This is a genomic window from Pseudomonas sp. NPDC087342 (assembly GCF_044744265.1).
Classification (GTDB): Bacteria; Pseudomonadota; Gammaproteobacteria; order Pseudomonadales; family Pseudomonadaceae; genus Aquipseudomonas; species Aquipseudomonas nunensis.
This window is the reverse complement of sequence record NZ_JBIUXZ010000001.1, coordinates 1-14,202: the sequence shown is the minus strand read 5'-3', so window position 1 is coordinate 14,202 and position 14,202 is coordinate 1. Positions and strand designations below refer to the sequence as shown.

12 protein-coding genes are annotated in these 14,202 nt (G+C 59.8%); 4 read left to right on the top strand and 8 right to left on the bottom strand.

What is annotated here, in order from left to right:
* Window positions 1-92: 92 nt before the first annotated feature.
* From cysG to ACIOYV_RS00035, 6 genes are all read right to left on the bottom strand, one after another.
* On the bottom strand, window positions 93-1,487 hold the full coding sequence (gene cysG, locus ACIOYV_RS00060; protein ID WP_265039479.1) for a siroheme synthase CysG: 1,395 nt from the start codon (window positions 1,485-1,487) through the stop codon (window positions 93-95).
* Entirely contained in the window at window positions 1,488-2,768 is a 1,281-nt protein-coding gene (gene serS, locus ACIOYV_RS00055) for a serine--tRNA ligase (protein WP_163913783.1), read from the bottom strand.
* Window positions 2,769-2,784: 16 nt separating this feature from the next.
* The gene (gene crcB, locus ACIOYV_RS00050; RefSeq protein WP_054053639.1) at window positions 2,785-3,159 is read right to left on the bottom strand and encodes a fluoride efflux transporter CrcB; all 375 of its coding nucleotides are present in this window, start codon (window positions 3,157-3,159) and stop codon (window positions 2,785-2,787) included.
* Window positions 3,159-4,481, bottom strand: coding sequence for a replication-associated recombination protein A (locus ACIOYV_RS00045; RefSeq protein WP_054053640.1), 1,323 nt, complete (start codon window positions 4,479-4,481; stop codon window positions 3,159-3,161). The genes crcB and ACIOYV_RS00045 overlap by 1 nt, the downstream gene beginning before the upstream one ends.
* Window positions 4,482-4,620: 139 nt before the next feature.
* Window positions 4,621-5,244, bottom strand: coding sequence for an outer membrane lipoprotein chaperone LolA (gene lolA / locus ACIOYV_RS00040; protein ID WP_054053642.1), 624 nt, complete (start codon window positions 5,242-5,244; stop codon window positions 4,621-4,623).
* Between the two features lie 65 nt (window positions 5,245-5,309).
* Window positions 5,310-7,715, bottom strand: a complete 2,406-nt coding sequence (locus ACIOYV_RS00035) for a DNA translocase FtsK (RefSeq protein WP_083471288.1) — start codon at window positions 7,713-7,715, stop codon at window positions 5,310-5,312.
* 306 nt (window positions 7,716-8,021) lie between these two features.
* On the opposite strand from ACIOYV_RS00035, the gene trxB reads away from it, so the two are divergent.
* The 4 genes from trxB (at window position 8,022) to infA (ending at window position 10,818) form a co-directional block, all read left to right on the top strand.
* On the top strand, window positions 8,022-8,981 hold the full coding sequence (trxB, locus tag ACIOYV_RS00030) for a thioredoxin-disulfide reductase (protein ID WP_290026485.1): 960 nt from the start codon (window positions 8,022-8,024) through the stop codon (window positions 8,979-8,981).
* 63 nt (window positions 8,982-9,044) lie between these two features.
* Window positions 9,045-9,725, top strand: a complete 681-nt coding sequence (gene aat / locus ACIOYV_RS00025; protein ID WP_054614121.1) for a leucyl/phenylalanyl-tRNA--protein transferase — start codon at window positions 9,045-9,047, stop codon at window positions 9,723-9,725.
* Window positions 9,726-9,780: 55 nt separating this feature from the next.
* A complete protein-coding gene (locus tag ACIOYV_RS00020) occupies window positions 9,781-10,488 on the top strand; it encodes an arginyltransferase (RefSeq protein ID WP_054053650.1) in 708 nt (235 codons plus the stop codon).
* Window positions 10,489-10,599: 111 nt separating this feature from the next.
* The gene (gene infA, locus ACIOYV_RS00015; RefSeq protein ID WP_401319739.1) at window positions 10,600-10,818 is read left to right on the top strand and encodes a translation initiation factor IF-1; all 219 of its coding nucleotides are present in this window, start codon (window positions 10,600-10,602) and stop codon (window positions 10,816-10,818) included.
* Between the two features lie 334 nt (window positions 10,819-11,152).
* On the opposite strand, the gene ACIOYV_RS00010 is transcribed toward infA, so the two are convergent.
* A complete protein-coding gene (locus tag ACIOYV_RS00010; RefSeq protein ID WP_401319737.1) occupies window positions 11,153-11,464 on the bottom strand; it encodes a hypothetical protein in 312 nt (103 codons plus the stop codon).
* Between the two features lie 403 nt (window positions 11,465-11,867).
* Window positions 11,868-14,138: an ATP-dependent Clp protease ATP-binding subunit ClpA gene (clpA, locus tag ACIOYV_RS00005; RefSeq protein ID WP_054053653.1), complete on the bottom strand. Its 2,271-nt coding sequence runs from the start codon at window positions 14,136-14,138 to the stop codon at window positions 11,868-11,870.
* Window positions 14,139-14,202: the final 64 nt, after the last annotated feature.

Here is a 14,202-nt window from a genome sequence, read left to right as displayed (position 1 = left end):
TTGAGGGCCTCTTCGCGGGCAAGCCTCGCTCCTACAGGTCACCATGATTTTGTAGGAGCGAGGCTTGCCCGCGAATGGGGCGACTCGGTCTATCAGACCTGCGCCTGAGCGCCTTCAAACCACGCCAGTTTCTCGCGCAGTTGCACCACTTCTCCAACAATCACCAGCGTCGGTGCATGCACTTCATGCTCCGCCACCATCTGCGGAAGATCGGCCAACGTGCCGGTAAACACCCGCTGATTGACCGTGGTGCCCTGCTGAATCAACGCCGCCGGGGTATCGGAGGCGCGACCATGCTTGATCAACTGCTCGCAGATGATCGGCAAGCCCACCAGGCCCATGTAGAACACCAGGGTTTGCGCTGGCGCAACCAAGTCAGCCCAAGGCAAATCGGTGGAGCCGTCCTTCAGATGCCCGGTGACAAATCGCACCGATTGCGCGTAATCACGGTGCGTCAGCGGAATCCCGGCATACGCCGCGCAACCACTGGCCGCCGTAATGCCCGGCACAACCTGGAACGGAATGCCATGAGCTGCCAGTTCTTCGATCTCTTCACCGCCACGGCCGAAGATGAACGGATCACCGCCCTTCAATCGCACCACGCGTTTACCGGCCTTGGCCAGATCCACCAATTGCTTGTTGATCTGATCCTGCGGCACGGCGTGATCGGCACGACGTTTGCCGACGTAGACCCGTTCGGCATCGCGACGGCACAAATCCAGAATCGCCGGAGCCACCAAGCGGTCGTAGAGCACCACGTCAGCTTGTTGCATCAGACGTAAAGCGCGGAAGGTCAGCAGGTCCGGATCACCCGGGCCGGCACCGACCAAATACACTTCACCGGTTTTTGTCGGCGGCTCACCAGCGATTTTCGCCAGCAGCAAGCGCTCGGCTTCCGCGCCCTGCCCGGCCAGTTGCCGGTCGGCAATAGGCCCTTGGAAAACATCTTCCCAGAATGCCCGACGCTGCTGCACATCCGGCAACAGGCCTTTGACCTGATTGCGGAAACGCGCCGCCAGACCCGCCAGTTGACCGTAGGTGGAAGGAATCCAGGTTTCGATTTTCGCGCGGATCAGCCGCGCCAGCACCGGCGCATCGCCGCCGCTGGAGATCGCAACAATCAGCGGCGAACGGTCGACAATCGCCGGGAAGATCACGCTGCACAGGGCTGGCGCATCCACCACGTTGACCGGCACGCAACGCCGATGGGCGTCGGCGGAGACTTGCGCGTTCAGCGGTTCGTCGTCGGTAGCGGCGATGATCAGCCCGCAACCGTCCAGATCCGTTTCGAGGTAGCCACGCAACAGGCACTCGCCACCGCTGCCGGTCACCAGTTCGCGCAATTGCGGTTCTATTTCAGGTGCGACCACCCGCAGCAGCGCACCGGCTTCGGCCAGCAGGCGGGACTTGCGCAAGGCAATCTCCCCGCCGCCGACGACCAACACACGACTGCCGCGCAGGTTATGAAACAGCGGCAGATAGTCCATTTAGCCGATGACCTCAAGGCCACCCATGTACGGCTTCAGTACGGCTGGCACACGGATCGAACCGTCGGCCTGCTGGTAGTTTTCCAGCACCGCCACCAGGGTACGACCGACCGCCAGGCCGGAACCGTTCAAGGTGTGCACCAGTTCAGGCTTGCCGGTTTCCGGGTTACGGAAACGCGCTTGCATACGACGCGCCTGGAAATCGCCGCAGTTGGAGCACGACGAGATTTCGCGGTACTTGTCCTGGCTCGGAATCCACACTTCCAGGTCGTACGTCTTGACCGCGCTGAAGCCCATGTCGCCGGTGCACAGCGCCAGGGTGCGATAAGGCAGTTCCAGCAGTTGCAGGACTTTCTCGGCGTTGGCGGTCAGGCTTTCCAGCGCTTCCATCGAAGTCGATGGCTCAACGATCTGGACCATCTCGACTTTGTCGAACTGGTGCTGACGGATCATGCCGCGCGTATCGCGACCCGACGCACCGGCTTCACTGCGGAAGCACGGGGTGTGGGCAACGAACTTGATCGGCAGCAGTTTCGAATCGACGATTTCACCGGCAACGATGTTGGTCAGCGACACTTCGGCGGTCGGGATCAGGTACAGATCGGCTTCGCCTTCGCGGCTGATCTTGAACAGGTCTTCTTCGAATTTCGGCAACTGGCCAGTGCCTTGCAGGGCTGGCGCTTGAACCAGATAAGGCGTGTAGGCCTCTTCGTAACCGTGTTCGCTGGTGTGCAGGTTGATCATGAACTGCGCCAGAGCGCGGTGCAGACGGGCGATCGGGCCACGCAGCAAGGCAAAGCGTGCGCCGGACAGCTTGGCGGCGGTTTCAAAGTCCAGCCAACCGAACTTCTCGCCCAGGGCCACGTGGTCCTGAATCGGGAAATCGAAAGCAGTCGGGGTGCCCCAGCGGCGCACTTCGACGTTGCCGTCTTCGTCTGCGCCGATAGGTACGGATTCATGCGGCAGGTTCGGGATACCGAGCAGGATCGAGTCCAGGTCGGTCTGGATCTGGTCCAGTTCAACCTTGCCGGCGCTCAATTCGTTCGCCATGCGCTCGACGTCTGCCATCAACGGCGCGATGTCTTCGCCGCGCTGCTTGGCCTGACCGATGGATTTGGAGCGCGCATTACGTTCAGCCTGCAGTGCTTCGGTGCGGGTCTGGACGGTCTTGCGCTGTTCTTCCAGCGCTTCGATGCGCGCAACATCCAGCGTATAGCCACGGGATGCCAGGCGGTCCGCTACGTCCTGAAGGTTGCTACGTAACAGTTTGGAATCGAGCATGTCGGTCTCTCGTTTATCAAAGTTTGGTCAAGGACAGGCCAGCCCAGGTGGCGAGCAGCCCGCCGAATACGCTGATGGCAGCATAGCCCAGGGCCAGCGGCACTTGCCCGCTTTCAAGCAGGCGCACCGTATCCAGTGAAAAGGATGAAAAAGTCGTCAGCCCCCCGAGGAAGCCGACCATCAACCCGGCGCGCACCTCGATCGGCACCTCCGGGCGTATCAAAAACAGACCGTATAGAACGCCGATCAGCAAACAGCCGACGATATTAACGGCCAGCGTCGCGGTATAGAAGTGCCGCGGCCAATTAGCGTTGATCCAGTTGCCGGTGGCGAAGCGCAACAGCGTGCCGGCGATCCCGCCGACGGAAACCGCAACAATCAATGGAAGCACTATTTTCTCCGCTGCCGGGGGCTCAGACGATCAAGTTGCGCGAGGTGGTTGAGCTTCTCGCCGATCTTCAATTCCAGGCCACGCGGCACCGGTTGATAGAACGGCTGTGGTTCGAGCTCTTCCGGGAAGTAGTCTTCGCCGGCGGCATACGCGTCCGGCTCATCGTGCGCATAGCGATATTCATCGCCGTAACCCAATTGCTTCATCAGCTTGGTCGGCGCATTGCGCAAGTGCAGCGGCACTTCCAGCGAACCGTGCTCGGTGGCGCTGCGCATCGCGGCTTTGAAACCCATGTACACCGCGTTGCTTTTCGGCGCGCAAGCCAGGTAGGTGATGGCCTGGGCCACCGCCAACTCGCCTTCGGGACTGCCGAGGCGCTCTTGCACTTCCCACGCCGCCAGGCACAGGCTCAGGGCGCGAGGGTCGGCGTTGCCGATGTCTTCGCTGGCCATGCGCACCACGCGCCGAGCCAGGTACAGCGGATCGCAACCGCCGTCGATCATGCGCGCGAACCAGTACAACGCGCCGTCGGGGTTGGAGCCACGCACGGATTTATGCAATGCGGAAATCTGGTCGTAGAACGCTTCGCCGCCCTTGTCGAAACGCCGACGGGTATCGCCGAGCAGACTTTGCAGCAGATCAATGCCTATCTCGCTGTCGTCTTCGGCCAGGTCGGAAGCATTTTCCAGCAGATTGAGCAGACGCCGGCCATCACCATCGGCAGCGGACAGCAGCATCTGGAAGCCTTCATCGCTAAGAGTCAGCTGCCGTTTGCCAAGACCACGCTCTTCGGTCAGCGCGCGGTGCACCAGTTTGCGCAGGGCCGCTTCGTCGAGGCTTTTGAGCACGTAGACGCGCGCCCGTGAGAGCAAGGCGTTGTTGAGTTCGAAGGATGGGTTTTCGGTGGTCGCGCCGATGAAAATCAGCGTGCCGTCTTCCACATACGGCAGGAACGCGTCCTGCTGGGACTTGTTGAAGCGGTGCACTTCGTCGACAAACAGGATGGTGCGCTTGCCGTACTGGCCGGCCTGCTGCTTGGCGATTTCCACCGCCTGACGGATTTCCTTCACTCCGGCCAACACCGCCGACACCGTTTCAAAATGCGCATCCGAGACTTCCGCCAGCAACCGCGCCAGGGTGGTTTTGCCCACGCCCGGCGGCCCCCAGAAGATCATCGAGTGCAGGGCACCCTGCTCCAGCGCTTCACGCAAGGGCTTGCCGCGAGCGAGCAGGTGTTCCTGACCGACGTACTCATCCAGATTGGCTGCGCGCAGGCGAGCGGCCAAGGGTTGAGCAATCGGGGCACTGCGAAACAGGTCCATCACTACCTCTGAAACCTCACTGATTCTCTAGCCCTTGTAGGAGCGAAGCTTGCTCGCGAAAGCGGTGTTCCAGACGATATTCACGGCGACTGACACACCGCTTTCGCGAGCGAGCTTCGCTCCTACAGGGGCTTGCGGTTTATTCCTGGATCACGTCCGCACCCTTGGGGATGTCGAACTTGAACTTGGACGCCGGGATCGGCTCGTTGGCCTTCACACCGGTGAACAGGATGTTGGTGCGCTGACCGACGCTGTCGATCAATTGCATGTCATTGACCAGGCCATTGCGGAACGACAGGCGCAGGCTGTCGAACAGGGTGTCCTTGGTTTTCGGCTTCAAGGTGAAGTCGATCACGCCGCCGGCTTCCTTGGCGCTGATGTCGAAGCTCTGGCTGATCTTGGACACGTCACCGGACAGCAGCAAGGCCGGGGTCTGGGTCAGGCGCAGGTCGAGGGTCTTGATGGTGACCTGTTCCAGGTCCGGGTCCCACAGGGTGACTTTCTTGCCGTCGGACACCATGGTTTGTTCAGCCGGCGCATTGGTGTGCCAGTAGAACAGGCCCGGACGCTGCAGCGACATGTCGCCAGCGGTTTCCTGCAATTGGGTGCCGCTGCCATCCAGGGTCAGCTGCGAGAAACGCGCGGTCAGGGTCTTGGATGTTTCCAGCAATTGGGTCAGGCGCGCCACGTCCTTGTCATCGGCGTGGGCCGAGAGTGTGGTCAAAGCCAGTACCGGCAGCAACAGCATGCGGATAAGACGCATGGGAGTCCTCTTGATATGCGTGGGGATGCGGCGGTGCGTCATTGCTCCACCGCTTTTCAGTTCAATCAGTCGCGCACCGGGCCAGGGGCCAGGACTTCGCGCGAACCGTTGGTGTTCATGGACGTCACGACCCCGGCCATTTCCATGGCTTCGATCATGCGCGCAGCGCGGTTGTAGCCGATTTTCAGCTTGCGCTGAACCGCCGAGATGGAAGCGCGACGGCTTTCCAGTACGAACTGCACGGCTTCGTCGTAGAGCGCGTCGGACTCGCTGTCTTCATCGCCGCCGCTGCCGCCTTCAAAGCCGCTACCCGGCTCTTCGACACCGGCCAGGATCTCGTCGTTGTATTCCGGTGCACCGCGCAGTTTCCAGGCTTCAACCACCCGGTGAACTTCGTCATCGGACACGAACGCGCCGTGAACCCGGATCGGCAGACTGGTGCCCGGCGGCATGTAGAGCATGTCACCGTGGCCCAGCAGTTGTTCGGCGCCACCCTGGTCGATGATGGTCCGGGAGTCGATCTTGCTCGATACCTGGAACGCCATGCGCGTAGGAATGTTGGCCTTGATCAGACCGGTGATCACGTCAACCGACGGACGCTGGGTCGCGAGGATCAAGTGGATACCGGCCGCACGGGCCTTCTGGGCGATACGCGCGATCAGCTCTTCAACCTTCTTGCCGACGATCATCATCATGTCGGCGAATTCGTCGACGACCACCACGATGGTCGGCAGTTTGTGCAGCAGCGGTGCTTCGTCGTGGATGCTTTCGCGCTTGTACAGCGGATCGGACAGCGGCGTACCCGCCTCCTCCGCATCCTTGACCTTCTGGTTGAAGCCCGACAGGTTACGCACGCCCATCTTCGCCATCAATTTGTAGCGACGCTCCATCTCCGCCACGCTCCAGCGCAGAGCGTTGGCCGCGTCCTTCATGTCGGTGACCACCGGGCAGAGCAAGTGCGGAATGCCTTCGTAGATCGACAACTCAAGCATTTTCGGGTCGATCATGATCAGCTTGGCGTCTTCCGGGCCAGACTTGAACAGGATCGACAGGATCATCGCGTTCACACCCACCGACTTACCGGAACCGGTCGTACCGGCCACCAGCAAGTGGGGCATTTTCGCCAGGTCGGTGATGACCGGCTTGCCGCCGATGTCGTGGCCCAGGGCCAGGGTGACCGGCGATTTGAAGTTGTCGTACTCAGGCGATGACAGCACTTCGGAGAAGCGCACGATCTGCCGGTCTTCGTTGGGAATCTCGATACCGACGGTGGTCTTGCCCGGAATCACTTCTACCACCCGCACGCTGGTCACGGCCAGGGAACGCGCCAGGTCTTTCGCAAGATTGGAGATGCGGCTGACTTTGACGCCAGCGGCCGGCTGGATTTCGTAACGGGTAATTACCGGGCCGGGGTGAATCGAATCCACGGTGACTTCGACGCCGAATTCCTTGAGCTTGATTTCCAGCAAATGGCCAACCGCAGCCAGGGATTCGGGCGAGTAATTGAGTTGTTTCTTTTCCGCAGGATCGAGAATCGAGATCGGCGGCAAGGTGCCTTCCACGGCGCTGTCGACGAACAACGGCGCCTGTTTCTCTTTCTCCACGCGCTTGCTCGGCGCGGCCGGTTTGGACGGCGCTGGCGCAATCACGGGCGGAACCTGCTTCTCGCGGTCCGACATGTGCTTGCTCAGGGCTTGTTCGCGTTCGATCAGGCGTTCCTTGACCTTGGCCTGCTCGCGTTTATCGGTCACGGTCGGCGCCACTACGTCATGCACGCGGTCGTCGACTTCACGCAACTGGGCGACCAATTGCTTGCGTTCGACACGGGCGGCCCACCAGCGATTGGCTGCGCCCTGGAACAGTTCGAACAGGTCGAGGGTGATCTTGCCAGTGAGGTCCATCACCTTGAACCACGACAGGTCGGTGAACACGGTCAGGCCGAACAGGAACAGGGCGATGAACAACAGCGTGCTGCCCTGGATGTTCAGGGCATTGCGGGCCAGGTCGCCGAGGCTTTCGCCCAACGCGCCACCTGCGCCGGCCGGAAGACCGGTCGCCGCATGGAAATGGATATGCGCCAGCGCCGCGCCCGACAGCACCAGGAACACCAGGCCGATCAGGCGCCAGGAGAACAGCCAGCCGCTCCACTGCCACGGTTCGTGGCGTTGACGGAAGATCTGGTAGATTTTGACCGCCAGCAGCAGCGGGAAGATGTAGGCGAAGTAACCCAGCACCATGAACAGGATATCGGCGCTGTAGGAGCCCACCGGACCGCCGAAATTCTGCACGTCGTCGATCTTGCTGTTATGGCTCCAGCCCGGATCGTCCTTGCCATAGGTCAGCAAGGCCATCATCAGGAACAGGCACAAGGCGCCGATGGCGATCAATGCACCTTCCTTGAGTCGGTAGTGCAAATGCTGGCGCCAGAGCGGAACGACGGCTGGTTTAGGTGCTGCGGTGGATTTCTTCAAAACGCTACTTTTCCTGCGCCTATGGCGCGTCCATCTGTTGAATGACTATAAAAACTGCCCAATCCAGGCAGGTAAAAAAGTTAACAGGTGCAACTGGGACTACTTTTAACACTGCACCCCGGTGTTTCAAAACAGGGCAAGCACTGCTTTTTTATTACAAGCGCTGTTACAAGCAGGCATTGTACGGGTTTGTTCGCCCGATGCCATGCTTGCGGCCCTTGGGTGTAGCATAGCCAAAAGCACATGACACACGGTTCAATTTGAGCACGCATTCTCTTTTGTGACAAAGGCTTATGAGGTGTTTTTATGAGCGAAGCTAAGCATTCACGCCTGATCATTCTGGGTTCCGGCCCCGCCGGTTACAGCGCCGCCGTTTATGCCGCCCGCGCCAACCTCAAACCAGTGGTCATTACCGGCATACAGGCAGGTGGCCAGCTCACCACCACCGTCGAAGTCGACAACTGGCCCGGCGACGTCGAAGGCCTCACTGGCCCGGTGCTGATGGAACGCATGCAAAAACACGCCGAGCGCTTTGACACAGAGATCGTTTACGACCACATCCACACCGCCAAGTTGCAGCAACGCCCTTTCGAACTCATCGGCGACAGCGGCACCTACACCTGCGACGCGCTGATTATCGCCACCGGCGCTTCGGCGCAATACCTGGGCCTGCCTTCGGAAGAAGCCTTTGCCGGCAAAGGGGTTTCGGCCTGCGCGACGTGCGACGGCTTCTTCTACCGCAATCAGGTGGTCGCCGTGGTCGGCGGCGGCAACACCGCCGTTGAGGAAGCGCTGTACCTGTCGAACATCGCCAAGGAAGTGCATCTGGTGCACCGACGGGACAAGCTGCGCTCGGAGAAGATTCTCCAGGACAAACTGTTCGAGAAAGCCGCCAACGGCAATATCCGCCTGCACTGGAACCAGAACCTCGACGAGGTGCTGGGCGATGCCAGCGGCGTGACGGGCGCTCGGCTGCGCGACAGCCATACCGGCGAAACCACTGAACTGCCACTGGCCGGCGTGTTCATCGCCATCGGCCACAAGCCCAACACCGACCTGTTTCAGGGCCAGTTGCCCATGCGTGACGGCTATCTGCTGATCAGGGGTGGCAATGAAGGCGACGCCACCGCCACTGAAATCCCGGGCGTGTTCGCCGCCGGCGACGTGGCCGATCACGTTTACCGCCAGGCCGTGACCTCTGCCGGGGCCGGTTGCATGGCCGCACTGGACGCCGAGAAATACCTCGACGATATTCCGACCGTTTGAAGCCCACTTCACGGCGGGCCCCGCTGCCCGCCACCGCCCTCCCCTACTGCAAGCCCGGATGCCATGCTGACTTGGTTACAACGCAACACCCTGACTTTTCCGCCCCTGGAAAAAGCCATGCGCGATCCCAACGGACTGTTGGCGGCGGGCGGTGATCTGTCCGCCGATCGGCTGGTCCAGGCGTATCGCCACGGCTGCTTCCCCTGGTTTTCCGAAGGCCAGCCGATCCTCTGGTGGTCACCGGATCCGCGCACGGTTCTGTTTCCCGACGAACTGCACGTCTCTCGCAGCCTGGGCAAATTGCTGCGCCAGCAACGCTATCAAGTGACCTTCGATCAGGATTTTGCTGCGGTCATCAGCGCCTGCGCCGCACCGCGGGAATACGCCGACGGCACCTGGATCACCGAAGCCATGCAGGACGCCTACCTGGAACTGCACCGGCGCGGCTACGCCCATTCGGTGGAAGTCTGGGACCAGGGCGAACTGGTCGGCGGGCTGTACGGCCTGGCCATGGGTCAGCTGTTTTTTGGTGAGTCGATGTTCAGCCGCGCCGACAACGCGTCCAAATATGGCTTTGCCACATTGGTGCGACATCTGAAAGACTCAGGCTTTGTGCTGATCGATTGCCAGATGCCCACCGACCACTTGCACAGCCTCGGCGCCCGGGCGATACCGCGCAACGAGTTTGCCGGATATCTGGCGCAACACCTGGATCAACCCAATCGCGCCACTTGGGTTTGCTGAGCGACTTTTGCGCGGGTGGCTTACACTTATTTAAAGTTTATCCCGAGGGTTGATCATGACCGAGTTGGCGCGTTTGAAGTTCTATGCCACTCAGCCCCACTCTTGCAGCTATCTGCCCGAGGAGCAGGCCACGACCCTGTTTCTCGACCCTAGCCAGCCCATGGATGTGCATGTCTACGCAGACCTGTCGGAAATGGGCTTTCGTCGCAGCGGCGATCATCTCTATCGGCCTCATTGCCAGAATTGCAATGCGTGCGTCCCCGCGCGCATTCCCGTGGCTCAGTTTTCACCCAACCGTCAGCAGAAACGCATTTTCAAGCGCAACGCCGACTTGCAGGTACGCCCGGCCCGGCCCAAGTTCAGCGAAGAGTATTTCGATCTTTATCAACGCTATATCGAACAGCGTCACGCCGACGGCGACATGTACCCGCCAAGCCGCGATCAGTTTTCGACGTTCCTGGTGCGTGATCTGCCGTTTTCCCGGTTCTACGAGTTTCGTCTCGACGGACGGTTGGTCGCGGTAGCGGTGACCGATTTGCTGCCCAACGGCCTGTCGGCGGTCTACACCTTCTATGAACCCGCCGAGGACCATCGCAGCCTCGGACGCTACGCCATCCTCTGGCAAATCGGCGAAGCCCAGCGGCTGGGGCTGGAAGCGGTTTACCTCGGCTACTGGATCAAGAACTGCAAAAAGATGAACTACAAGACCCAGTATCGCCCCATCGAACTGCTGATTAATCAGCGCTGGGTTGTCTTGAACTAAGGCAATCCGTAAACCGCTTGGCGTAAACCCCATTTTTCGGGCACAATGCACGCCGCTTTTGCCTGGCGCAGTTGCACCGGGCCATTCATTGGATACCGAGGGCTTTACTGCATGTCGAAAGAAGACAGCTTCGAAATGGAAGGCACTGTCGTCGACACCCTGCCCAACACCATGTTTCGTGAGGAGTTGGAAAATGGGCACGTCGTAACCGCGCATATTTCCGGCAAGATGCGCAAGAACTACATTCGTATTCTTACCGGTGACAAAGTGCGCGTCGAGCTGACGCCCTATGACTTGAGCAAAGGGCGCATTACTTACCGCGCTCGTTAATCAAGTCAATACAAAACGCCCGGTTATGCCGGGCGTTTTTGTGTCTGCGGTTTGGGGATTTGTGTGTATATCCGTTTCTGCGGTGAGGGCTGATTGGGGTTTGAGGGTTGTGTGAATATCCGTTGCTGCGGTGATGGCGGCTGGCGGTTTCGCTCTTACAGCGACTCACTTTTCCAGACGCCGAAAAGTAAGCAAAAGGCTTCGCCCCGGCGTACGGCACCTCGCTTCGCTCGATGTACCCTCGCTACGGTGTCCATCAGGGGGCATCGCCTACGGTCTGCTTCGCGACGACCTCCTCTCGATGTGTGCGGCTTCGCCGCACGGCGCTACGCGCCTAACCCCCTGATGAACACCTACGCTCGGCCTGCCGAAGGGGCGAGAGATCAAGGTCAAGATCAAGGTCAACATCAAAATCAACGTCAAAAGCCACAGCCACAGCCACAGCCACAGCCACAGCCACAGCCACAGCCACAGCCACAGCCACAGCCACAGCCACAGCCACAGCCACAGCCACAGTAATATCCGGGGTTGGGCCCGAATCAAAAGATCGTAGCTTCGGCAACTCAGGTATCAGTACCCCTGAAAGAGATGAGTCGACCATCAGGCCGCCTTCGCGGGCAAGCCTCGCTCCTACAGAGGGGGTCACGCCACCCGCCTCTCACCACTCAACAGGCCGAGCGTTAGCTCGCCTGCAGCTTTTGATCTTGCTGTGCCCGCCCCTTCGGGAGGCTGAGTGGAGGTGTTCATCTGGGGGTGGGCGCGTAGCGCCGTGCGGCGAAGCCGCACACATCGAGAGGAGGTCGAAGCGAAGCCGACCGTAGGCGATGCCCCCAGATGAATACCGGAACGAAGGAACGCCGAGCCTAAGCGAGGGGCCGGACGCCGGGGCGAGACCTTTTGGTTCCTTTTGGGGCGTTTGCCAAAAGGGACTCGCCGTAAGGGCGAAACCCTAATCAGCCGTTACCGCAGCAACGGATATGCACACAAACACCAAACCCCACACAGCAAAAAGACGCCTTTCGGCGCCTTCAGCTTTACAGCAACAACCGTCAGGCCATTTCTGCCGTGGTCTCAAACTCAAAGGTCAGCTCGCCATCCTTGAGATCGATATGAACCACACCACCATGGTCAGCCAGTTCGCCAAACAGAATCTCCTCCGCCAGCGGACGCTTGATCTTATCCTGAATCAAACGCGCCATTGGTCGAGCACCCATCGCCGAATCATAGCCACCCGCTGCCAGCCAACTGCGCGCCGCATCGGTCACCTCCAACTGCACGCGCTTGTCTTCCAGTTGCGCCTGAAGCTCGGTAAGGAACTTGTCCACCACGCTTTTGATAACCTCATGACTGAGGCGACCAAACTGAATAATGGTGTCCAGACGGTTGCGGAACTCTGGCGTGAAGCTCTTCTTGATCACTTCCATCGCATCAGACGAATGATCCTGATGGGTGAAACCAATCGAAGCGCGAGCTGCAGTTTCGGCACCGGCGTTGGTAGTCATAATGACGATCACGTTACGGAAATCCGCCTTGCGCCCGTTGTTATCGGTCAGCGTACCGTGGTCCATGACCTGCAGAAGCAAGTTAAAGACTTCCGGATGCGCCTTCTCGATTTCATCGAGCAACAACACGCAGTGAGGCTGCTTGGTAATGGCTTCGGTCAGCAGACCGCCCTGATCGAACCCGACATAACCTGGAGGCGCACCGATCAGACGCGATACGGTGTGGCGCTCCATGTACTCGGACATGTCGAAGCGAACCAGTTCGATGCCCAGCGCCTTGGCCAACTGACGCGCCGCTTCGGTTTTACCGACACCGGTAGGACCGGCGAACAGGAATGAACCGACAGGCTTGTCAGGCGACTTGAGGCCGGCACGGGACAGTTTGATCGCGGTCGACAACGAGTCGATTGCGGCATCCTGGCCAAATACGGTCAGCTTCAGGTCACGCTCAAGGTTACGCAGCAGCTCTTTGTCGGAGCTGGTGACGTGCTTAGGCGGAATCCGCGCGATTTTCGCCACGATGTCCTCGACCTGAGGCACTTCGATGCGTTTCACGCGCTTCTCGATTGGTTGCAGGCGCTGGTAGGCACCGGCTTCGTCGATAACGTCGATGGCCTTGTCCGGCATGTGCCGGTCATTGATGTAGCGCGAGGCCAGCTCTGCTGCTGCACGCAACGCTTCATCGCTGTATTCGATGCCGTGGTGCGTTTCGAAACGCCCTTTCAGGCCGCGCAGGATGCTGATGGTGTCTTCGACCGAAGGCTCGGACACATCGACCTTCTGGAAGCGCCGAGCCAAAGCACGGTCCTTCTCGAAGATCCCGCGGAATTCCTGGAACGTGGTCGAACCGATGCAGCGGATATCGCCGGACGACAGCAACGGTTTGAGCAGGTTCGAGGCATCCATGACGCCACCCGACGCGGCACCCGCACCAATGATGGTGTGGATCTCGTCGATGAACAGGATGGCCTGCGGACGTTTTTTCAGCTCATTGAGCAACGCCTTGAAGCGCTTCTCGAAATCACCGCGGTATTTGGTCCCGGCCAGCAAGGCGCCGAGGTCAAGGGAGTACACCACGCTGTTGGCCAGCAGGTCCGGTACCTGGTTGTCGACAATGCGCTTGGCCAGGCCTTCGGCAATCGCGGTTTTACCCACGCCTGCTTCGCCCACCAGCAGCGGATTGTTTTTGCGACGACGCGCCAGGATCTGCGCGACACGCTCGACTTCCATCTCACGGCCTACCAGTGGATCGATGCGACCCTGGCGCGCGAGTTCGTTGAGGTTGCTGGCATAAGCATCCAGAGGATTGCCTGAAGAAGAAGACTCACCGCCCTCGTCGTCCTGCATATCTTGCTCACCTTCAGAGTGATCGCCGTGCCCCGGTACTTTGGAAATGCCATGGGCGATGTAGTTGACGACATCAATGCGCGCAACGCTCTGCTGTTTCAGCAGGAACACTGCCTGGCTTTCTTGCTCACTGAAGATTGCGACCAGCACGTTGGCGCCAGTCACTTCGCGTTTGCCCGAGCTCTGTACGTGAAAGACAGCACGCTGCAGAACACGCTGGAAGCCCAGGGTGGGTTGGGTCTCGCGATCCTCGTCATGTACGGGGATCAGCGGCGTGGTGGAGTCGATGAACTCCTGCAGGTCATGCTTGAGTTTGTCGAGGTTTGCGCCGCAGGCACGCAAAACGGTGGCGGCAGCCTCATTATCCAATAGGGCCAACAGGAGATGTTCGACGGTCATGAATTCATGACGTTTCGAACGAGCCTCCTTGAAGGCTAAATTGAGGGTGACTTCGAGCTCGCGGTTTAACATAGCTTCACCTCATACCCAAGTGGTCGGCGATTAACCGTCCTTCTCGATTTCACAGAGTAGCGGA